The following is a 19,315-nucleotide window of genomic DNA, read 5'->3' on the forward strand; positions in this document are numbered from 1 at the left end:
TTTAAACCTTCCAAAGCTTCTGCTTTTGGGGTTAATTCGGCAATAACATGGTCTTTTTGCTTGATTTGACTTTGTAAGTGATTCAAAACACCAAGCATTACTGCTGGACTGGAGTAGTCGATCGATTGAACATAGGATTGCTTTATCTCACCCCTACGCCATGCAACAAATAACTTAATAAGCATATAACGGACTTGAGAAGATTTTTCTGTATTCGATAATGTCGCAATCAATAACGCCTGCTCTTCGTTAAGCCAATATTCTGTTACGTTATTGCCCTTTATTACGTGCGCCACAGTGGCGCACCTCCCAAACCGTTCTATTTCTTGCATATTTCTTGTAATTAATTTTCTAACGTCACGTGTACGAACAAACCCTAATTTTTCTGCTAAGTCCACATCGCGAACACGAGGCTCGTTTTCGACTTCTCGTAATTTGATTAATTTGTCTTTATTGATAGGTAAGTATGTGCTATCATTCGTTGTAATTGGCCTCTTTCAGGTTAGTTAGATGTAAAGCGTTAGAGAGAGTTTTTGCGGACTTATGCTCTAGCGCTTTTTCTTTTTTGAGAATGTTAATTATTTCAGATGAAAGAGAGCGATCATTTTCAGTCGCCCGATTAAACAACCACTCCTTTAATGTATGTGGCATATTTATTTTATATTGAATCGTTTTCATTTTACCTCCATATACACATATTTAGTACTATAAAGGTACCTTGTGTCAAGTGTATTTTAGGTATATTTTAGGTGCATGATAAAAAAAGATCGTGTGCAATTTAAATTTCTCATTCCAATTGAACTGAAAAATCAATTGGAAGAGCTTGCTGAAGCAAATCATCGTAGCCTTACGGGTGAAATTCTTGCTCGTTTAGAAGATTCTGTCCGCACTACCGTTACATTAAATCACCTACTGGCAATGAATTCAGAAGATCTCAAAAAGCTCCTTGAACAATCACTCGTGAATAAAAAACAATAAGATGCCACACATAGCCCCCTCAGAACGCTTTAAACCTTCCAAAGCTTTTGCTTTTGGTGCTAATTCAGTGATAACATGATCTTTCTGCTCTATTTGGCTTTGTAAGTGATTCAAGACACCAAGTAATGCTTCGGGTTTAGAGTAGTCAACTTGTGGGGTTGCTACTTGTTTCAAAAGCTGTTCGCATTTGATAAAGTATTGACGCGCTTCATGCCCTTTATCATTACGCTCTATCATCGAAAGATGTTTAGCCATGTCTAACGTAATGTGGTATTCTTTTATTTTTCCACCCCGGTAAAAATTTACCGCAGTTACAAAGTTTATATTTTCCTGAAATTTACATTCTTTAATGCGATTTTTAATCCAATTTCTAAATTCAGATTTTATTTCCAAAAATGCATGCAAATCACGAGCATTAACGGTTTGAACAGTTTCCTGATCAATAACCCGTTCTTTAATTTCTATAAGAGTGTTCATAGTGAACTCCTATCGATTAGAGGTTTCTTATTGACATTCCAGAAGAATGCCGGGCGCTAAGAAACACGGTCGATAGTCCGTCGTTACGCTTTCCCCATAAAGAGTATTGTATAGCGTAACTACACCCGACAAATCTATTATATGCATGTAGCATATAATGAGTCAAAGTCTTTAATGTGCGGAGAAGAGATTGTGTCGGCAATCTATCCGCTATCGATTTAAGGTGTTTCTTAGGCACCTGATTCGATTATTCATATTGTCGCCACAATGTCAAGTGGCTTCTGATAATTTTTTGATCTCTTTATTGATCTCATCTATAAGAGGTTCGTAATTGAGAACGCTTTTCGGAATAGCACCACCGTAAACCCATGCTTTCACCTGCGCTTTGGTACTAAAATCCGCATTTTCTGGTGTGGTATAATACTGTCCGCCATCAAACTTTTCACACTCTCTTGTACCGTCTTCATATTCGTAGAGGTTGTAAAAATACTCCTCTGCTCCATCTCCCCAAGGAACATACCCAACAGCCGTTGCAACCCACTTTTTTTGCATGGGTTGTTTACGCTTTTTTAAGAACAGGTCTTTTAATATTCTCATGTTTTTAGTCCATAATTTTACCAATTGGTCTATTTACATAAAATTTGACCGTACAGAGCGTTTTATATTGCGGATATAGTTTTTTTATCGTAAAACCTTTAAATTGCTTTGTACGGTATATTTTTATAGATTTAAACGCATATCTAATTGTAAAATGATCAGCACTTTTCACTACTTTGCTGTGGACCAAAGCGCTTCATTATCCCACCAATGCCATTTAAAGTCTCTTCAAGCTCTTGCTTGTGAACAAGCGTTAGTGGTCTAAAATGCTCTTTCGCTGTTTTTTCTTTGAGTGTTTTCTCACGTGTGTTTTCAATTGCTCTACGTACAGTTTCGGCTTTTGAAAGAAGGGTATTTTCTAGTGTCTGGCAATAAGTTAAAAGCTCTCCACAAGTTGGCATAAATGTTTTTGATATCCCAATTGCTTGACCAGTTACGATATCTTCGACGCCCTTTTTCAGAGCATATGCTGAAATCCGTTCCAGCATCATGCTATAGGATAGGACAACAGCTTTGGAATCTGTGTTCGCAGGGACTCTCATGCTTGAGAGTAGGAAAGAAGCTTGCTCAATTTGCTTAACTGAAGCTTTCACAGAGAGCAACGCTTGTAGACGATTGCAAACATCTAAGGTTTGCTCTTCCTCCTGTTTCGTCAATGTATTCCCAGCTTTCAGCGTCAATGGATATCCCGGACTGATCATTTCCATAATCTTCTCCAGATGAGAGATGATCTCTGAGTTCGTTGAAGCCTTCTGCAAGCTGTTCTGTGAAAGTTTTCTGAGTGAATTTTCCATGATAACCTCTAGGTGTTTGTGTTTGTTTCTTGGATAGCGCTCCGTACTCTGGATGTATAATCCAGTTTCGCCATGTCGCCGGCCAATCTGTTTTGTTTGCATTTGCTCCGGATTTTGCCAGCCAAAAATTTCTGAACCGTTCGACTTCTAACAGTGCCTCATCCTGGGTTAAGCCTTTATCGATTGCGTATTGCAAATTAGGTTCAAAATCCTCTGGCAATCGACAACCGCGATTAGCTTGCGCTCGTTTAGCTTTTTTGGGAACGTTCTCTTGCTCGTGAATGGGAGGTTGGTTTTCTACACCCGTTGCGATTTGCTCTGATGTGGTCTCAACAGCAGCAACCTCTGTTGGTTCGTCAACCTGTTCGTTTGTTTCTAAACTTTCAGAACCAATTTCTTTTTTTGCTAAAACGATAGTTTTAGTTTTTTTATTATAACTGTTAATGTTAGTGTTATTGTTTATGTTATATATATAGGCATCATTAAGCATGTCGTAAGCATCATGCTTAGCATCCTTAAGCATACTGTTAGCATCATGCTTAATAACTTTAGCATCGTTAAGCATGGCTTTAGCATTGTTTTTATCAGTATTTTCAATGGCTTTAGCATCATCACAAGCATCATTTGTATGTTTATCCCATCTTGCCTGCGCTGCTTTCTTTGCTCTCTCTGATAACTTCTTTGACCGAGATGTCTTCGATACCTTATCTAAGCTTTCATTAGAGTTATTGAGTTCTTCTTCAACTTTTAAACTCCATAAACACCCATCGTCTAAACGTTCGATATGACCCATGCTTATTAAAACTTCTAACGCTTTCATAAACATTTTTACTGAACAACCAGTGTAATTAGCCCAGACCTTTGTGTTATTTAAAAGCGGCTCTCCAGTATAAAGCATTTGCAAACGCAATTTTATATAAACATTGCATTCAATGGGAGATAAACAAGCAAGATCAAGAATCCACCTATCTGCAAACAGCCTCGTCCACGGTAATTTACTGGACATATATACCCCCTTCTTTCATTAAATATAAAATTGCTAAAGCATCTGCTTCGTTGTCGTCTTTAGGCGTATGTCCTTTTGCACACACCGCCTTAATCATTTTTACTTTTAATGCGTTTCCTTTTCCTGTTGTTGCTTTCTTAATTGTGCCAACAGGAATGCCTTCATACGGTATCTGATGATGTTCACACCACGTCGTTAAGGTTGATAACAAGTCACCGTAAATATGCACTGCATCAGTACTATTATGACGCCTCACTTCTTCAAAATACACCGCGTCAATGCTGTCTACTGTCTGTTTTATTTCTGATAGACATCTCTTAAAGCGTAAATAATGCATTCCACCGACTTCAAAATATCGGGGGTGGAAATTCATGACACCACTAATGATGTGACCATCCGCACCGCATATCGCCCAGCCTGTCTTGGTCCCTAGATCAAGACATAAAATGGTTTGTGCGTTAGTGATCATAATCCCCCCTTAAGGCTCTACGTATTTATATGTTTGCTATGACAGAGCGTGTTGTGATTGCCTGTCTTGAAAAAATGTTTTTGAAAAAGTATCCTCCCAACGATTCTAAAAAAGTGGGGGGAGTTATGATGCAAGAATGGATAAATATATTTCTTACAGGTTTTTTGTCATTTATCGGATCTCTTTCAGTAGCACTTATTTTAAGAAATAAAGACCGTAAAGAAGCAGCCAAAATCCGGAAAGATGATTTAGAAACAGCTGCAAAAAAACGAGAAGAAGATAGAGAATGGATAAGCAAGCAATTTGCAGAAAGCCAAGAGCAGACGATAGCCCTTAAAGAGCAAGCGATATCGACAAAAGATCTTGCCAAATGGTCAGAAGAACATATTAAAATTTTGTTAGATAACAAAAGAGTAGAGGATTTAGGAACGCCACCTTCCATATATACAACTGGACCCCATTTGCCAACAAAAGGCAAGTGGACGCTTCTTTGTTTAAAGATAAAAAACAATGCACAAACTGTCATCCACGTTTTAAATATAAAGCTAAAAGATGGTTCTCGCTTTATTCTTGGATATGGCATTAGATACAAATCGGGAACAAGATTGCGGCAAATGCAATCACAATATGTTAATCCTGATGCCAGACCAACGTCACACACAATATCATCCGGATACTGTGAGAAAGCAAAGGATTTTCGAACGGGACAAGAAATCGATGTTAATATTTCTATAGCTCCCTCAGAAGATAAGTACACAGGAATCCTTATTTTTGTAGCAGCGCGTGAAGAAGATATAAAAGCCCAAGTTACTTTAATCATTACTCATACATCCCCATTGAAACCAGAAACAACAATGACTGTAACGACACAAACCGACCTCATAGACTTTAAAAAATTGCATTAACTCACTTAGGCAAACATTTTTATGCTATGATTTATTAATTTGATTTCTTTTTTTGATAACTTCATCCCTTAAGAGATCAAGCCTTAAGAGATCAAGCTTATCTTTGACTAAGATCATAAACAAGATCAGCTCATTTAAGCGATAAAAAGATAACAACTCTTGAGAAAAATAATTATCAAACCAAGTTGTAAAAGCTTGCGTAAACGCAGATGAAAACCATTGATTAAAATCATCGTACGGCAATAACGGAAAATAATTTCTATCATCACGCGCAAAGATACTATACAGCATATAGACAAAATAACCTGTCGATGAGGGATCTATTCTTGTTTCAAAAGATGCATCTTGAGTCGAACGGACACCATAATATATGGTTGCCTCTCCAATATTATTAACAAGATCAATCAACTGAACTTTGCTTATAGAGATCTGTGGTTCATCTATCATCTCTGATCTTTCTTCTTAAGAGTGTGAATGATGCTGTTGATGTTCGTTATTATCCGTAGGAGCAGCAATAAAAGCAGAACTAGAGCCAGAACATCCTTTCAGTTGTTGCAGCTTTAAATAACTCTTTAAAGATAGCCCTTTGCCTTGTTCCCAACGACAAACAGAGGCTTGCTTAACGCCTAAAATGTCTGCTAATTCCTTTTGTGTTAGCGATAAACACTTTCGGATAGATTTAATCTTGAATTTTTCCTCTGTGCCCATTTGAGTTAAGTCCTGTATTTTAACCATATACGCAATTGTATATAATATAATAAAAAAAACAATAGATTTTTTTAATTTAAAAATCATAAGTAACTAATTATGACGAAAAATATCATTGCGACATTGCAAATATTGCAATCTGAGTTTGGTCTTAATCAAAAAGATCTTGCCGATAGACTAAATGTAACCCAAGCGACTGTATCAAGATGGTTAGGAAGTGAATCAGATCCCAGAGGTTCACACAGAGACGCAATTTTAGAACTTTATAAAAGCTTAAAGGGTTATAATCAAATTACTACACTTGTTCCTGTTATGGGATATGTAGGAGCAGGATTAGAGATTGACAGCGATGTTGAGCAAATCCCAGAAGATGGGCTTGAAACAATTGAAATACCATTTGATTTGCCTTTTGAAGCAATAGGTTTTGTGGTTCGTGGAAATTCTATGTATCCTGTGTATAAAGATGGTGATTTAATCGTAGTTAAACATCTGCAAACAAAGCCAGTGAGCGATTATTACGGTGATGAAGTCATTGTTCTGACAGAAGATAATAGGCGATTCATCAAACAAATTACTCGCTCTTCAGAAGGCATTGTACTCAAATCATGGAATGCAGATCCCATTAAAAATGTTAAGATAAAATGGATTGGGGAAATAATTTCAATACTGCCACGTAAAGCTTATCGCTTGCTTACGAAATAATTCACAAGTCAACCTTGAATTCTCTTATTTTGAAGATGGCATTTAAGTGAAAATGCAAAAAATAGTGGATAATGTACAAATGACTTATTTGCCAAAAGATAGACTTAAAATAGCGCGTAAGAATGCTGGATATACGACACCAAGTGAAGCTGCGCGCACTATACCAGCTCTTAATCAAAATACCCTAATTAGTCACGAAAATGGAAATCGTGGTATTTCGCGTCAAATAGCCGAGCTCTATGGACAAGTATTTAATGTAGATCCGGGGTGGATTTTGTATGGCGAGTCCCCTCAAGAAAATCCTAATCTCAATATAAGTATTCCTCTCGTTTCATGGATTAGCGCTGGAGAACTAAGAGAGCAAGATGGGATAATGGATTTTTCAGATTATCCTATGACAGAGGCTGTTAATCTTCCTGCCGGTGAATGGATTGCTTTACGTGTAGATAGCGCATCTATGAATAAAATTAGCCCTCCAGATTCTATAATATTTGTAAATATGCGAGACAAAAAACTTGTGCCTAATGCCTGCTATGTAATTGCAGATGAATCTGGACAAGCGACATATAAACGATACAGACCTAATGATGATCCTCCTTTTCAGCCTGCTTCATACGACAAAACAATAAAGGCTCCAAAACTTGAAGGCGCTATCTCTATAATAGGTCGTGTACGGTGCACTATTCTTGATATGTAAACACAATACGATTTTCTGTTCACGTTATCAATGAGATTGCCATCAACAGATTGAAGCGAGTTTGATTGATTTTTATCAGTAAACCGCACATTTACTGATTCTAAAATCAACTTTTAATTCCATTGCTTGTGAAGATGGCATTTAAGTGAAAATGCAAAAAAAATGAAATATATGTGATTTTTTTCTTTCTTATATTTATACATTTGCGTATAAGTAATTATACAAACCACGCACAAACAATCGCCAAGAGGCGTTAGGGAGGAAAAATTATGGATAAGCCAATTCTTATAAATTCCAATGAAATTTTATTAGTTTCCTACGATAAAGATCAAAACATTGGTCGGTCGGGACCACTTGATGCAAGCCAAATTCTAAGCATTGTTGATGAAGTAGATGATGCCATTCAAATCTTTCGCATCAATCCTTCTGAAAAAAGTTGCGAAGACATTTCTGAAGAAATTGCAGACGCATATGTAGAAGAAAATATTGAACATCTCGATGAAGATAGTGAGGTTCATTACTTTGTACGTGAAAGTAGTGCTTACCATGACCTTTTAGATGATTTGGCAAAAGAAAAATATAATGATGAGATCTACGGGACCTACGAACAACAACACCGTTTGCGTCCTTGTGATGTGCTTTAAATTCTGAGGGCGTATTTAAAAGCGCCCCCTTTCATTCATCAATCCCACCCAATATGAGGTCCGTAATGGAAAAGCTAATTGCTATCCAGCAAAATACAAACAAACACGAAACAATTCCAACCATGTCTAGCATTGAAATTGCAGAGTTATGCGGTAAAAGACATGGCCATGTAATGCAAGATATTCGTAAACTATTTAGCGAACTTAAAATCGACCTGAGTAATTTTGCTGGATTATACAAAGATTCAACAGGTCGTACTCTTCCTTGTTATCATCTTCCTAAACGTGAATCTCTTATTGTCATTTTAGGTTATAACACTGTGTTACGCGCAAAAATCATAGATTATTGGAAAAAATTAGAAGAGCAAGCAGCTAATCCCCAAATCGATTTTTCGAGACCTGAAATACGAGCAGCTATCATGATGCATCTTAAAAATAAAATTAAACAGACTGCATAGGAGTTCATCATGAACACTCTCATAGAGATTAAAGAACAAATCATTGATCAGGAAATAGTTCAGACAGTAAATGCACGTGATCTGCATGCATTCTTAGAGGCAAAACGTGACTTTTCAAATTGGATTAAGGACCGTATTACCAGATACAATTTTATAGAAGGACAAGACTTTGTAAAAACACAAGATTTGCGGTCGCCAAATTTGGCGAGCGCAAAATCTAGGGCTGTTATCGCGATTAACTACTATCTCACACTCGATAGAGCCAAAGAACTTTCTATGCTTGAGAACAATCAGAAAGGGAGAGAAGCCCGTTTATACTTTATCGAATGTGAAAAGCGTGTAAAGCAAGTAGTAACACCACAAATCGACTATTCAAGTCCAAAGGCTATGATTGGCTTTTTGAATTACCTACAAGGTCAAATAGATCAAAAAGACACCATCATTGAAGATTTAACACCAAAAGCCATGGCTCTTGAAAGCTTACAGCGTTATAATGGGCTTTTTGGTCTTACTGAAACTGCTAAAATATTAGAAAAGCGTCCAAAAGCTTTGATCGGCTATTTAATCCAACACAATTGGATTTACCGTCGAACTCCTGGTGCTCCTTTGCTCCCTTATCAAGATAAAATCAAAAGAGGTCTTATGGATTGTCCTACCATAATTATACAAAAATCTGATGGGACTGAAAAAGTCATTCCTTCTGCAAAAGTCACCACAAAAGGCATTGGTGCGTTGTCTCAAGAATTACAAAGACAAAACATGCATTAAGGGGGATAGAAACATGAAAAAGAAATACGAACTGATGAATGAAAGTGAGAGAATTTCTTTACAGCAATTTTTAAATTTTTTGATTGACAGCATACGATCAATATGTCTATTGTCGAATCAGGTGCCTGAAAAACGCCTTGATAGTAAGCGGGTTGGTTTCCGAAATAACCAATCTTCCGCGAATTTAAAAGCTTTGACTCATTATATGCTGCATGCGTATAATAGTAGGGTCGGGTGTGGTTATGCTATACAATACCCTTATGGGAAAGGCATAACGACGGACTTACTACCGTGTTTTTCAGCGCCCGGCATTTTTAAAAGTGTCAATGAAAAATATTTAAGTAGTAAGGAATTCATCATGAACAATTTAGTAAATACTCAAACTACATTAACAATGTCTAGCCGTGAAATTGCGAAATTGTGCGATAAAAGACACGACAATGTAAGGCGCGATATTAAACAAATGTTAGAGGAATTATATCCTGTAGGAGGTCTCCTCAAATTTGAGGGCACCTATTTAGACAAACAAGGAAAATCTCAAAATTGCTACAATCTCCCTAAGCGTGAATGCCTTATCTTAGTCTCAGGATACAGTACCGTGTTGCGTGCTAAAATCATTGACCGCTGGATAGAACTTGAGAGGCAAACACAGACCGATTATGACCATGATACACGCTTTGATCTACCAAGTTATTGGGAAGGGATGAACGCTGGTGAAAAAGTTTTGTATCTTTTAGGTCCAATTCATATGCGTCTTCTTGATGCTTTTAAGGTAGATGAAGAAAACAGAAAATATAAAGCTCTCATCAAAGAAGCCAAACAAGTACTAGCAAAATCTGTCGTGAAAGCGGCTTAAAGAAACCGATTTCTAATAACCAAACAACCTTTTTAACATAAGCGTGCTTCACGCCACGGGTGAAGTACGCTCAATGGAGGGAAACAAAATGAATGAGCAAAACACTTACCTCACAGAAGTGAGAGAAACACATCATTTAGCGGTTGAACAAACTGCTATGGAACGCATTTTAAACAAAGCATTAGAGAATGATGTCGATATGGATCGCTTAGAACGTCTTATTGCATTACGAGAGAAAGAAATAGAACGACAAAACTATCAAAATTTTGTTCGTGATTTTTCTGCCATGCAAACAGAATATCAAAATATTCAAAAAAATGCTAACAATACCCACACAAATAGCCAGTATGCTACACTTGATCAACACATTGATGCTGTAAAGAAAACTCTTTCAAAATACCACTTTGCTTTGTTCTCTCGTATCAAAGAACAAACTCAAGGCGCTATCGTCATCGAAATGACCCTAATCCATCCATCAGGAAACAAAGTTTCAACAGAAGGAGAATTTCCTTATGACGTAAAAGGATGCAAATCAACCATACAATCCGTTGGCTCTACCATAACCTATGCTCGAAGATATCTGTTAGGCATGCTTCTTAATGTCGCAAGTAAAGAAGACGATACAGATGGAATAACGCTTCTTGCGGGTGTCTCTCCTGAACAAATGAATGAAATCAAAGAATTAATTAAAAAAACACAATCTGAAGAAAGTAGGCTTCTCTCTTTCATAGGAGTAAAAAATCTAAAAGATATGTCTTTTAAACAAGCACAAACCGCTTTGTTTTCTTTGAAAAAAAAGCAACGAAAGCAAATGGAAGAAGCTCAACAAAAACAAATAGACGTACCTATACAAGATATTGAATATGTACCAACTCAACAAACGGCGGTGTGAAATGGAACAAAGAACAGCAGAGTGGTTTCAAGCCCGTTTAGGCAAAGTCACCGCATCAAACGTTTACAATATACTCAGTAAAACAGCAAAGGGAACCCCTACAAACAAATATGAAGACTATAAAATTAAACTCATTACAGAGCGTTTAACAGAAGAAGTAAGCCAATTTTATACAACACCTGCTATGCAATGGGGCATTGAACATGAAGAAGATGCCTTGAAAGAATATGCATTCATTTATGATACTGAAGTCTCTCAATGTGGTTTTATCCAACACCCCACAATCAAAATGGCTGGTGCTAGTCCTGATGGGTTTGTTAGTGATGACGGTTTAGTTGAAGTCAAATGCCCACAATCCCCAAATCATCTACGTTTTTTTATAGATGACCATATAAAGCCTGAATATCGTGCGCAAATGCAATTCCAAATGGCTTGTACGGGACGAAAATGGTGTGATTTTATCAGTTATGACCCACGTTTTACGAGGCAATCAACATACCTGCGCATGAAAATCAAACGCGTTCACCGTGATGAAGAACACATTGAACAGATTAATCAAGCGGTCGAAGTCTTTTTAGCAGAAATAGAACAAGAGATGCAAAAGATTTTGACAAAAGCCGCTTGACTTTATGGGGGTGCTCTCTCCTCCCAGCACCCCCACCTTCTTACCACAACTTTCAGAACATGCGTATTTCACGCCACATGTGAATTACATCTAAAATCAAGGGGAACAGATATGGCACACCGTCCACCTACTATCACGCAACCAGCCATTGCACGGGCTTTACGAGAAGCTAAAAAGCAAGGAGCAGAGGTGGTAGAAATCAAGCCTACTGGTGAATTATTAATTCATATCAATAAAATCGTAACACCCAGAACGACAGATAATACTTATAGCATTGATGATTTTCCACCGTTTGAAAATGAACAAGAAGACTACGAGACCAGCAAAACTTGTCGTTCTGTCGACGGTATAAAGTTTTAGCCATGCCAAAACGCCGTCCGCCGCATCTTGTTCGTGAACGTACACGCCATGGTAAAGTTATATGGTATGTACGTATTGGTCATGGACCACGGTTTCGGATTGAAGGAACCTATGGAACGCAAGAGTTTGTTGATAATTATACGCTGGCTATTAAACAAGCTCAAAATGACTCCTCCAAAACAAAGAGGCGTACCAGACTCACAGAAGGGTCTTTCGATTGGTTGTTGCATCAGTATTTACAAAGCATGCAATGGCATAATCAATCAGAATCTACTAAAAAAGTTAAATATCGAATTCTGAATAATGTTTCTAAACATATCGGTGATCGTGCATATAAAAGCATAAACAAACAACACATTCTTGAAGCCGTAGACAGAAGGCGAGAGACCCCCGCGGCGGCAAAACATTTTTTGACCTCTTTAAACGGTCTCTTTAATTGGGCGGTTGATAATGCCCTTTTAAATAGAAATCCTGCCTTTAATATAAAAGCACCAAAATCTTTAAACAGTGAGGGATTGCTGCCATGGCTAGAAGAGGACATAGACAAATATTATCACCGTTGGTCACATGGTACACATGAACGCGTCTGGATTGATGTTCTTCTTTATACAGGCTTGCGTCGTGGTGATGCCGTTCGTATCGGCTGGAAAGACGTCAAAGATAATATCATTTATCTCAAAACAGAAAAGAGCCAATTTAAAACAGATGTTTTTCTCCCGATTTTGCCAGAACTCGCAGAAACACTTAAAATTGGACCTATTGGAGATGAAACATTTATTTGCGGTAAAGAAGGTAAAAAACTGACCAAAGAAAGTTTTGGTAATCTGTTTCGTAAAGCTTGTAATGCAGCAGGTATTAAAAAATCAGCGCATGGATTGCGAAAATTAGCAGCAACACGCGCCGCCAATGCTGGTGCGACAGTTTCGCAAATGAAAGCGCTTTTTGGCTGGACAGAAGATAAAATGGCATCCCTTTATACCAAAACAGCCGATAGAAAACGCCTTGCAATAGAAGCCATTAAAAAACTTCAAAAAGGTTAGAGCAACGGGCGGAAGCTAAAAAACTAAAGCCCCGTCAAAATTATAAACGAAATCAAAGCGACGTTTGATGTGCTTCAGAAACCAGAGGAGAAATAGGTGGTTGTGTCTGTTGCATTGTTTGCCATAAATTATAATTTGTTTGCATATCCAGCCAAAATTTCGCTTTACTAAAACCAGCTAGTTCTAATTTCACTGCAAGTTCGGTACTCATAGAGGCATGTCCGTTAATCACTCTTGATAGAGAAGCTCTTGTCATATGGAGATGATTAGCTAACTTTTGTATTGTTATCCCCATTTCGTCTAAGAAAGCTACTTTTAGAACTTCGCCCGGATGTGCGGGGTTATGCATCATTTGTTTTCGTTCCTTTCATCAATGGTAATCTTGATAATCAACAAGCTCCACATCTGTTCCTATAAAGCGAAAAGTAACACGCCAATTTCCATTCACCCATATAGAATAGTATCCTGTAAGTTCACCTTTAAGAGGATGCATTTTAAAGGCAGGTGCTTTCAACATTTCGGGCGTGGTAGCACTTGTTAAAGCCGTTAAGATAACGCGTAATTTCTTTACGTGATCTGGTCGAATAGCTTTTGTGGAACCTGTTGTATAAAATAATTTTAAGCCCTTATGTCTGAAACTCACAATTGCCATTAGCACCCCTTATCGTATACTATTACTATACGATTTATAAAAATAAGAGTCAAGTAAGATACTGGAAAATCTGATTACATATTTGGATAAAATGATTGAGAATAAGCTATAAAAAAGTTCGGGATAGACAGAGAAATAAGTTAATAAAATCAACGGAATTAAAATTCCCTTACCTTTATATAAGTTATTGATTACATATAAATGTAGCATTCTCTTCCTCTCCGCCACTACGTTTTTATGATGTTGTAACTTATTGATTTTATACAACTAGTTGATAAATATGATGGTGATATTGTCAATTTTTGTTTTGAAGAAGAAGTAAAGAATAGGTTACCTAAGTTAAAAGCAGTTTTGTAATATATTTAAGCTTCCTATTTTTATAAATTTTCTATAACTGTTATATGCTTTATAGTCGTGGTATTATTTTTCATTTTCATAAGAGAAGCGGTAAATAGGATATATGATAATTGTGATTTGTAGACTGTTATGAAAACATCTAAAAAGAAATTGATCATTATAGAGATTAGCAAAATACCCTTTAATAGAGCGTGTCAGTTTTGTCAGTTCTTTTTAAACCCTCTATTATTTTTTTTTAAAATGAGAAAAATTAAAAACGTTATATTTCAATGTGTTAATATTTTACAGACCTTAAAAAACAACTCATATTGATAATACAACCTCTAAATTCAATCAATAATAGACGTTTTGAGGGGGGAACGATTTTTACACCTTCAAAACCTCTAAGTAAAATGAATATACATAACTCTGTTTAAACAAAGCTTTTGAAAAGTATAAAGCTATCATTTTAGATTATGGTATAATCTTTTAAAGGTAATCCAAAGTAGAGTGTTTAGAAGTGCAAAGCTCTTTTTTAGAATAACGCATATAAACACTCCTTTTATTTAAAAACCAAGATCTTTTCAAGAGCAGCCATAAGATCCATTAAAGAGACGTGATAGTTATCTTCAGTATCAATATCAAGATTTTCATTATTAGCTTATTTACACACTACCATTCACAATTACATAAAAAAATCGGTGGTTATATTAATTTCGTTTTTTGTCATTTTAATTGCTTTCTATTGGTTAGAAGTTTTTATTGACAACTCAAGAGCCATTTTTACTCCTTTCTTATATAAATTTAATCCACACATTCATCCCGCTTTTGACGTGCAAATGAGTGGTTTTGATTGATTCAACATAAATAGATTTGAAATGAGAGAATCCTACGTTATTCAGGACTCTCATTCAACATACAAAACAATTAATTATCATTATAAATCAATATGTTGTTCAGCCACACCCCTGAAGTTATTGGTATCTTTGGTGGTCCCCCTGGGCTTCGTCATAAATTTACCGGCAAAAAACATGTGGTGTCTGAAGAAGATGGGCGCGAGCATGAACATTCCATTGATGTTACGGGGCGCTTGGTCAAAATGGATAGTGAAGGCTTAACGGCTGGAAAAGCTACAGGCTATGATTGCGAGATCAAAAATGTTTGGGACTATACGGAATTTTGGGATGGTTCTGTTTTGCACCGCTTTTCGTTTAAACGGGGTGGTTGGCTCGTGCGCAATGGGCAAGATATTGGTGGGCGTCGCCGTTCTATACTTAATTTATAGGAATTGATCATGACAAGTTTACAAACCAGTATTGAGGTGGAATTGCAGGTTCCCATTCTGTACCAAGACAGTGAGGGTAGGCAAGCGACACGGCATAAATTGACCTTTTATCGCCCCACCTTCAAACATGCCAAGCAATTGTCTGTGCTGATTGGACCACAGTTGACAGAGCTGCTTGTACCTGAATTTGCAGAGCAAAAAACCCCTAGCAATGATGTTCTCATTCTTAAGCTTTCACAAGTTTTGTTTACCCATGAGGCGACAGAAGGTATTACAGCGCTTTTGGCAGAGATGTCTCATGAATCTGTTGAACTTATTGATCGTCTTGATGTTGTTGATCTTGTGGCAGTGTTTAAGGCTTTTTTTGCTTTTTTTCCCACACGCCAATCCCCTATGCTGGGCAATTTGGAGCAGAGCTAGCTCTTTATTATCACTGGTCGGCTCTAGAGATTAACCAGATGGATTGGCTTGATGTTGTCTCCTATCGCTATGAATTAGCTCGCCTGAAAGCCCAAGAATATGAAAGCCAAATGTTAGGATGAGATGCGATCATGGATGTTTCCCTTGTTGTGCGTTTTGTGAATCATCTGCAAGAGGGGATTGCCTCTGCCAAGCGAGACCTTGCAGCTTTCAGTAGCGATGTTGCGCATTTCCAAAACAAAACACGCCAGCACTTTAAAAATTGGTTTGATCCTCAACATCTCAAGGAAGCCACAGCAAATGCGGAAGTAGCTTTTACTCAAGCGCGTGGGCGCATGGTAGGAGCCATTGGCCAAACAGCAACCTTAATTGCCCCCCTCTATAAAGCCATGCAATTTGACCAATCGATGAAAGGATTGGAAAAGGTTCTGGATGCTCCCCTTGATCGCTTAAAGGAATTGCGCCGTTTTGCCCTTGAGACCTCCACAAAAATTCCTCTAGCGGCGCGTGAGGTTTTAGAACTGATGACCAGTGCTAGCCAAGCAGGCATTGGTGAACAAGATCTAGAAGCTTTTAGCATTTATGCTGCCAAAGCGGCTGTTGCTTTTGATATGAGCGGGGATCAGATTGGGGAGCGCTTTGCCAAATTGCGCAATGTCTTTAAACTCAACCAAGCAGGGATTGAAGATTTAGGCGATGCCATCAATCATCTCTCTAACCACATGGCTGCCAAGGCAAGTGAGGTGTCTGATTTTACCAATCGTGCCACCGGTGCGGCAACCATGTTTAAGCTCACTGCTCGTGAAACAGCAGCTTTTGGCACGGCCATGATTTCTGCTGGGATTGTTCCAGAGAGTGCAGCGCGTGGTTTTAATGCCATGAGTGCGCGCATTCAAGCAGGGGGCAAGCATATTGAAGATGCTTTTGCCAATATTGGGCTTTCCCGCGAAAAATTCATGGAAGATCTGGACAAAGATGCCACCGGTACTTTGGTGCGCTTTTTTGATGTGTTGGGCAAATCCGAACAGGGTATGCGTTCGCTGATTGCCATTGCTGGGCGAGACTTTACCGGTGATTTTGCCAAATTGGTTGGCAATCCCGAACTGTTAGGGAAAGCTTTAGATTATGTAAAAGATTCACAAGTCTTTAAAGGTTCGGTAGAACAAGAAGCTGATAAACAAGCAACGGGCGCTATGCGGCAATTTGAACTGTTGCAAAACCGTATGGTGGCTTTGGGGATTACCATTGGTGAAGTGCTTTTGCCCCCCATCAATAGTCTTATGGCGAGTGTTGGTAATTTTACCAATGGGCTTATGGCATGGGCGAATGCTCATCCCACTTTAACAAGCGTTATCATCAAAACCATTGCCGCCCTGATGGCTTTTAACATTGCACTGCGGGTGTTGCGCTTTACTTTTGCTGGCACACGTCTTGGGCTTCTTCAATTGATCACGTCTTTTATCAAGATGGGTGCTGTTAGTCGTGGTCTTGCTGCAAGTTGGCGCGGGCTCTTGGCTTCAGGGCGCTCACTGGGCTTGCTAACCGCGGGTCTTGGGGCAAGTTCACTTCGGCTCTTGCGTTCCATGACTTTACTCGTGGCAGCGTTTCGGGGGATTATGATCTCAGGAAGTGCATTTGCCGCCGCTTTTGGTTGGATAGGGACAGCGATAGAAGTGATTGCTGCTGGCATAGCCTCTGTGGTTGGGGCTGTTTTTAGCCCAATCGGTGCTCTGATTTCTGCTGTTGTAGCTGTGATTGTGGCTGCTTGTTTTGTTTTGTGGAAATATTGGGATCGTTTTTCTTCCTTTGTCAAAGGCTTTGCACGAGGGATAATACGGGCTTTTGGGCAAGCCTTTGAAGCCGTCATGCGCTTTTTTGGTGCCGATACGGCTACCATCACGCGCTGGAAAAACATTATTGCTGCTGCCTTTGATTTCTCTGCCCATTGGCAAAAGTTCAAACAGGGACTTAGCGCTGTTGGCAAGTGGTTTGGCAATGTGTGGGAGGGCTTTAAACAAAGCCTTTCCAACTTTTGGAGCTGGTTGGGGAGCTTTTTTGCCCGCGAAAAGCTCTCTGAAGATGCCAAAGCAGGTATGGAACAAGCAGGGGAAGACTTGGCCAGTTGGATTGTCGATGGCTTTATGGGGACCATCACAGGCTTGATGGATTTTTTTTAATCTTTGCCCAGTCGCATAAAGGGCTGGATTGGATCGATTGATTTATCCAACCTGTTTCATTTGCCAAGTTGGCTTGGGGGCAAAACAACCATTCAACCCATAGCACAATTTGCAGGTCATTCTTATGCCGATCACTTGGGCTTAGAGCAAAGAGAAAAAGACCGCTCCGCCATCACCCACACTCAAAATGTTACGGTGCATGTCAATGGCGCACGTGATCCCATTGCCACTGGTCGTGCGGTTACTCACGCCATTCAACGGGCACGCGCCAATGCCCTCCATGGAGGGACCGAATAATGGCAGGAAGGCAATGAGGGGAGGGACACACAAACTTATGTATCGCACTCAAAATGTCACGGTGCATGTCAATGGTGCGCGTGATCCTGTTGCTACTGGTCGAACGGTTACTCACGCCATTCAACGGGTACGCGCTAATGCATTGCATGAGGGAATAGAATAATGGGAGGGAGCTTATGAGAGATCCTTTGATGATGTTAGGTCCCCATCTCTTTTATGTGGATTGGCTGAATTTCCAATCCTTTGAGGAAGAGTTCTCTGCCTCATGGGTTTGCCTAGAGCGTTTTGGCAGGTCGCCCGGTTTGCAATTTACTGGTTATGGTAATGATCCCAAAACCATCCGCGGGGTATTGTTTCCAGAAGAATTTGGAGACCGTGCAGCTCTTGATGCCATCACCAGAACCATTCATGCCGCCAGGCTCGTTCAGATGATTCGTTGGCTGAGTGATAATGGCTATAGTGCCATTCTCCATGGATCTGTGGTGATCACCAGTATCACGAAAGACCACGACTATATTAGCCGCTCCGGTCAATCACAACGCATTCGCTATGCGATCAGTCTCTTGCCCTTTTTTAATGGCGGAAAACCGCAAGGGCAATACCAAGTGGGCTATGATCAAAGGGGGCAAACGCCATGAAGATACCAGAAAAGCACCTTGTTGTAACACTAGAGGATATGAGTCTTGATCTGATCTGCTTTCAACATGCCATGGCTGTGTTAGGAGCTAAATCTCAAGTTGGTTTCCTTAAAGGGTATTTAGAAGCTACACTTGAAACCAATCCGGGTATTGCAGGATATGGAGCTCTGTTGCCACGAGGCTTAAAAGTCATTCTGCCTGAGTTTGTCTGCCAAGAAAAGAACAGCGTGGTCAAGCGGCTATGGGACTAATGCGTACACATCCCTTTATTGAGGTGAGGGTGGGGGAGAGGCTTGTTCATGAGGTTTTTTACCAGCGTCTTTTAACGGCAACCATCACCGATCATGCAGGCAATGAAGCCGATATATTTGAAGCCGAGTTTGATGATCGTGGCCATGATTTAGAGGTTCCTGCAAGCAACAGTACCCTACAGGTTACCTTTGGCTATGAGAACAGTATTCGTGCCTTTATGGGGCGTTTTGTTGTTGAGTCGGTTATCAGTTTTGGTGGGAGTGATGGAGAGATTTTGCGCCT

General features: G+C 39.1%; 25 protein-coding genes and 5 pseudogenes. 19 read left to right on the top strand and 11 right to left on the bottom strand.

Features of this window, described 5'->3' with window-relative positions:
- Both GGR08_RS08585 and GGR08_RS06605 read right to left on the bottom strand, forming a co-directional pair.
- Positions 1-488: pseudogene (locus GGR08_RS08585) on the bottom strand (phage antirepressor Ant); the annotation flags it as partial.
- The gene (locus tag GGR08_RS06605; protein WP_183194568.1) at positions 475-678 is read right to left on the bottom strand and encodes an Arc family DNA-binding protein; all 204 of its coding nucleotides are present in this window, start codon (positions 676-678) and stop codon (positions 475-477) included. The gene GGR08_RS06605 and the pseudogene GGR08_RS08585, both read right to left, overlap by 14 nt.
- Positions 679-753: 75 nt before the next feature.
- Between GGR08_RS06605 and GGR08_RS06610 the strand changes: the two genes are divergently transcribed.
- A complete protein-coding gene (locus tag GGR08_RS06610) occupies positions 754-978 on the top strand; it encodes an Arc family DNA-binding protein (protein ID WP_183194569.1) in 225 nt (74 codons plus the stop codon).
- A gap of 15 nt (positions 979-993) precedes the next feature.
- Here the strand turns inward: GGR08_RS06610 and GGR08_RS06615 are convergent.
- The 5 genes and pseudogenes from GGR08_RS06615 to GGR08_RS06635 form a co-directional block, all read right to left on the bottom strand.
- Positions 994-1,455, bottom strand: a pseudogene (locus GGR08_RS06615) (antA/AntB antirepressor family protein); the annotation flags it as partial.
- 270 nt (positions 1,456-1,725) lie between these two features.
- Positions 1,726-2,052 (bottom strand): hypothetical protein, encoded by a 327-nt coding sequence (locus GGR08_RS06620; protein WP_183194571.1) that lies wholly within the window; start codon positions 2,050-2,052, stop codon positions 1,726-1,728.
- A 158-nt stretch (positions 2,053-2,210) separates the two neighbouring features.
- The gene (locus GGR08_RS06625) at positions 2,211-2,645 is read right to left on the bottom strand and encodes a hypothetical protein (protein ID WP_343050818.1); all 435 of its coding nucleotides are present in this window, start codon (positions 2,643-2,645) and stop codon (positions 2,211-2,213) included.
- Positions 2,629-3,852, bottom strand: a complete 1,224-nt coding sequence (locus GGR08_RS06630) for a hypothetical protein (RefSeq protein ID WP_183194572.1) — start codon at positions 3,850-3,852, stop codon at positions 2,629-2,631. The genes GGR08_RS06625 and GGR08_RS06630 overlap by 17 nt, the downstream gene beginning before the upstream one ends.
- The gene (locus GGR08_RS06635) at positions 3,842-4,321 is read right to left on the bottom strand and encodes a RuvC family protein (protein ID WP_183194573.1); all 480 of its coding nucleotides are present in this window, start codon (positions 4,319-4,321) and stop codon (positions 3,842-3,844) included. The genes GGR08_RS06630 and GGR08_RS06635 overlap by 11 nt, the downstream gene beginning before the upstream one ends.
- 29 nt (positions 4,322-4,350) lie before the next feature.
- Between GGR08_RS06635 and GGR08_RS06640 the strand changes: the two genes are divergently transcribed.
- Positions 4,351-5,226 carry a hypothetical protein gene (locus tag GGR08_RS06640; protein ID WP_183194574.1) on the top strand — a complete coding sequence of 292 codons (876 nt, stop codon included), beginning with the start codon at positions 4,351-4,353 and terminating at the stop codon, positions 5,224-5,226.
- A 24-nt stretch (positions 5,227-5,250) separates the two neighbouring features.
- Here GGR08_RS06640 and GGR08_RS06645 read toward each other — a convergent pair whose 3' ends face one another.
- Together GGR08_RS06645 and GGR08_RS06650 are read right to left on the bottom strand one after the other, a co-directional pair.
- Positions 5,251-5,673 carry a hypothetical protein gene (locus tag GGR08_RS06645; protein ID WP_183194575.1) on the bottom strand — a complete coding sequence of 141 codons (423 nt, stop codon included), beginning with the start codon at positions 5,671-5,673 and terminating at the stop codon, positions 5,251-5,253.
- A 15-nt stretch (positions 5,674-5,688) separates the two neighbouring features.
- On the bottom strand, positions 5,689-5,934 hold the full coding sequence (locus GGR08_RS06650) for a helix-turn-helix transcriptional regulator (protein ID WP_183194576.1): 246 nt from the start codon (positions 5,932-5,934) through the stop codon (positions 5,689-5,691).
- Between the two features lie 99 nt (positions 5,935-6,033).
- Between GGR08_RS06650 and GGR08_RS06655 the strand changes: the two genes are divergently transcribed.
- The 10 genes from GGR08_RS06655 to GGR08_RS06705 all read left to right on the top strand — a co-directional run bounded on the left by GGR08_RS06655 (position 6,034) and on the right by GGR08_RS06705 (position 12,976).
- The gene (locus tag GGR08_RS06655; protein WP_183194577.1) at positions 6,034-6,636 is read left to right on the top strand and encodes a S24 family peptidase; all 603 of its coding nucleotides are present in this window, start codon (positions 6,034-6,036) and stop codon (positions 6,634-6,636) included.
- A 79-nt stretch (positions 6,637-6,715) separates the two neighbouring features.
- Complete coding sequence (locus GGR08_RS06660) at positions 6,716-7,333, top strand: S24 family peptidase (RefSeq protein ID WP_183194591.1); 618 nt, start codon at positions 6,716-6,718, stop codon at positions 7,331-7,333.
- Positions 7,334-7,602: 269 nt separating this feature from the next.
- Positions 7,603-7,977 (top strand): hypothetical protein, encoded by a 375-nt coding sequence (locus GGR08_RS06665; RefSeq protein ID WP_183194578.1) that lies wholly within the window; start codon positions 7,603-7,605, stop codon positions 7,975-7,977.
- Between the two features lie 65 nt (positions 7,978-8,042).
- Positions 8,043-8,435, top strand: a complete 393-nt coding sequence (locus GGR08_RS06670; protein ID WP_183194579.1) for a Rha family transcriptional regulator — start codon at positions 8,043-8,045, stop codon at positions 8,433-8,435.
- A 9-nt stretch (positions 8,436-8,444) separates the two neighbouring features.
- Positions 8,445-9,203: an antA/AntB antirepressor family protein gene (locus GGR08_RS06675; RefSeq protein ID WP_183194580.1), complete on the top strand. Its 759-nt coding sequence runs from the start codon at positions 8,445-8,447 to the stop codon at positions 9,201-9,203.
- 358 nt (positions 9,204-9,561) lie between these two features.
- Positions 9,562-10,059, top strand: coding sequence for a Rha family transcriptional regulator (locus tag GGR08_RS08355; RefSeq protein ID WP_246350170.1), 498 nt, complete (start codon positions 9,562-9,564; stop codon positions 10,057-10,059).
- An 88-nt stretch (positions 10,060-10,147) separates the two neighbouring features.
- Positions 10,148-10,951 carry an ERF family protein gene (locus GGR08_RS06690; protein ID WP_183194581.1) on the top strand — a complete coding sequence of 268 codons (804 nt, stop codon included), beginning with the start codon at positions 10,148-10,150 and terminating at the stop codon, positions 10,949-10,951.
- Between the two features lies 1 nt (position 10,952).
- Complete coding sequence (locus GGR08_RS06695) at positions 10,953-11,576, top strand: lambda exonuclease family protein (RefSeq protein WP_183194582.1); 624 nt, start codon at positions 10,953-10,955, stop codon at positions 11,574-11,576.
- A 111-nt stretch (positions 11,577-11,687) separates the two neighbouring features.
- Positions 11,688-11,936 carry a hypothetical protein gene (locus GGR08_RS06700; RefSeq protein ID WP_183194583.1) on the top strand — a complete coding sequence of 83 codons (249 nt, stop codon included), beginning with the start codon at positions 11,688-11,690 and terminating at the stop codon, positions 11,934-11,936.
- A gap of 2 nt (positions 11,937-11,938) precedes the next feature.
- On the top strand, positions 11,939-12,976 hold the full coding sequence (locus tag GGR08_RS06705) for a tyrosine-type recombinase/integrase (RefSeq protein ID WP_183194584.1): 1,038 nt from the start codon (positions 11,939-11,941) through the stop codon (positions 12,974-12,976).
- A gap of 52 nt (positions 12,977-13,028) precedes the next feature.
- Here GGR08_RS06705 and GGR08_RS06710 read toward each other — a convergent pair whose 3' ends face one another.
- Together GGR08_RS06710 and GGR08_RS06715 are read right to left on the bottom strand one after the other, a co-directional pair.
- Complete coding sequence (locus GGR08_RS06710; protein WP_183194585.1) at positions 13,029-13,328, bottom strand: HigA family addiction module antitoxin; 300 nt, start codon at positions 13,326-13,328, stop codon at positions 13,029-13,031.
- Between the two features lie 18 nt (positions 13,329-13,346).
- The gene (locus tag GGR08_RS06715; protein ID WP_183194586.1) at positions 13,347-13,628 is read right to left on the bottom strand and encodes a type II toxin-antitoxin system RelE/ParE family toxin; all 282 of its coding nucleotides are present in this window, start codon (positions 13,626-13,628) and stop codon (positions 13,347-13,349) included.
- A 1,294-nt stretch (positions 13,629-14,922) separates the two neighbouring features.
- On the opposite strand from GGR08_RS06715, the pseudogene GGR08_RS06720 reads away from it, so the two are divergent.
- The 7 genes and pseudogenes from GGR08_RS06720 to GGR08_RS06745 form a co-directional block, all read left to right on the top strand.
- Positions 14,923-15,249 (top strand): annotated as a pseudogene (locus GGR08_RS06720) (phage major tail tube protein); the annotation flags it as partial.
- A 9-nt stretch (positions 15,250-15,258) separates the two neighbouring features.
- Positions 15,259-15,669, top strand: a complete 411-nt coding sequence (locus GGR08_RS06725; protein ID WP_183194587.1) for a hypothetical protein — start codon at positions 15,259-15,261, stop codon at positions 15,667-15,669.
- Between the two features lie 131 nt (positions 15,670-15,800).
- A pseudogene (locus GGR08_RS06730) lies at positions 15,801-18,143 on the top strand (phage tail tape measure protein).
- A gap of 37 nt (positions 18,144-18,180) precedes the next feature.
- Positions 18,181-18,306, top strand: coding sequence for a hypothetical protein (locus GGR08_RS08545; RefSeq protein WP_281377824.1), 126 nt, complete (start codon positions 18,181-18,183; stop codon positions 18,304-18,306).
- 13 nt (positions 18,307-18,319) lie between these two features.
- Complete coding sequence (locus tag GGR08_RS06735) at positions 18,320-18,781, top strand: phage tail protein (RefSeq protein WP_183194588.1); 462 nt, start codon at positions 18,320-18,322, stop codon at positions 18,779-18,781.
- The gene (locus tag GGR08_RS06740; protein ID WP_183194589.1) at positions 18,778-19,032 is read left to right on the top strand and encodes a tail protein X; all 255 of its coding nucleotides are present in this window, start codon (positions 18,778-18,780) and stop codon (positions 19,030-19,032) included. Before GGR08_RS06735 ends, GGR08_RS06740 begins: the two co-directional genes overlap by 4 nt.
- Positions 19,032-19,315 (top strand): annotated as a pseudogene (locus GGR08_RS06745) (late control protein); the annotation flags it as partial. The gene GGR08_RS06740 and the pseudogene GGR08_RS06745, both read left to right, overlap by 1 nt.

This window comes from Bartonella fuyuanensis (assembly GCF_014197255.1).
GTDB lineage: Bacteria > Pseudomonadota > Alphaproteobacteria > Rhizobiales > Rhizobiaceae > Bartonella > Bartonella fuyuanensis.

Coding starts and splice junctions, on each gene's coding strand:
- GGR08_RS08545 (WP_281377824.1), top strand. CDS start 18,181: ATGTATCGCACTCAAAATGTCACGGTGCATGTCAATGGTGCGCGTGAT.
- GGR08_RS06605 (WP_183194568.1), bottom strand. CDS start 678: ATGAAAACGATTCAATATAAAATAAATATGCCACATACATTAAAGGAG.
- GGR08_RS06705 (WP_183194584.1), top strand. CDS start 11,939: ATGCCAAAACGCCGTCCGCCGCATCTTGTTCGTGAACGTACACGCCAT.
- GGR08_RS06630 (WP_183194572.1), bottom strand. CDS start 3,852: ATGTCCAGTAAATTACCGTGGACGAGGCTGTTTGCAGATAGGTGGATT.
- GGR08_RS06665 (WP_183194578.1), top strand. CDS start 7,603: ATGGATAAGCCAATTCTTATAAATTCCAATGAAATTTTATTAGTTTCC.
- GGR08_RS06700 (WP_183194583.1), top strand. CDS start 11,688: ATGGCACACCGTCCACCTACTATCACGCAACCAGCCATTGCACGGGCT.
- GGR08_RS06715 (WP_183194586.1), bottom strand. CDS start 13,628: ATGGCAATTGTGAGTTTCAGACATAAGGGCTTAAAATTATTTTATACA.
- GGR08_RS06650 (WP_183194576.1), bottom strand. CDS start 5,934: ATGGGCACAGAGGAAAAATTCAAGATTAAATCTATCCGAAAGTGTTTA.
- GGR08_RS06635 (WP_183194573.1), bottom strand. CDS start 4,321: ATGATCACTAACGCACAAACCATTTTATGTCTTGATCTAGGGACCAAG.
- GGR08_RS06675 (WP_183194580.1), top strand. CDS start 8,445: ATGAACACTCTCATAGAGATTAAAGAACAAATCATTGATCAGGAAATA.
- GGR08_RS06725 (WP_183194587.1), top strand. CDS start 15,259: ATGACAAGTTTACAAACCAGTATTGAGGTGGAATTGCAGGTTCCCATT.
- GGR08_RS06710 (WP_183194585.1), bottom strand. CDS start 13,328: ATGATGCATAACCCCGCACATCCGGGCGAAGTTCTAAAAGTAGCTTTC.
- GGR08_RS06660 (WP_183194591.1), top strand. CDS start 6,716: ATGACTTATTTGCCAAAAGATAGACTTAAAATAGCGCGTAAGAATGCT.
- GGR08_RS06655 (WP_183194577.1), top strand. CDS start 6,034: ATGACGAAAAATATCATTGCGACATTGCAAATATTGCAATCTGAGTTT.
- GGR08_RS06695 (WP_183194582.1), top strand. CDS start 10,953: ATGGAACAAAGAACAGCAGAGTGGTTTCAAGCCCGTTTAGGCAAAGTC.
- GGR08_RS06690 (WP_183194581.1), top strand. CDS start 10,148: ATGAATGAGCAAAACACTTACCTCACAGAAGTGAGAGAAACACATCAT.
- GGR08_RS06620 (WP_183194571.1), bottom strand. CDS start 2,052: ATGAGAATATTAAAAGACCTGTTCTTAAAAAAGCGTAAACAACCCATG.
- GGR08_RS06740 (WP_183194589.1), top strand. CDS start 18,778: ATGAAGATACCAGAAAAGCACCTTGTTGTAACACTAGAGGATATGAGT.
- GGR08_RS08355 (WP_246350170.1), top strand. CDS start 9,562: ATGAACAATTTAGTAAATACTCAAACTACATTAACAATGTCTAGCCGT.
- GGR08_RS06640 (WP_183194574.1), top strand. CDS start 4,351: ATGTTTGCTATGACAGAGCGTGTTGTGATTGCCTGTCTTGAAAAAATG.
- GGR08_RS06610 (WP_183194569.1), top strand. CDS start 754: ATGATAAAAAAAGATCGTGTGCAATTTAAATTTCTCATTCCAATTGAA.
- GGR08_RS06645 (WP_183194575.1), bottom strand. CDS start 5,673: ATGATAGATGAACCACAGATCTCTATAAGCAAAGTTCAGTTGATTGAT.
- GGR08_RS06735 (WP_183194588.1), top strand. CDS start 18,320: ATGAGAGATCCTTTGATGATGTTAGGTCCCCATCTCTTTTATGTGGAT.
- GGR08_RS06670 (WP_183194579.1), top strand. CDS start 8,043: ATGGAAAAGCTAATTGCTATCCAGCAAAATACAAACAAACACGAAACA.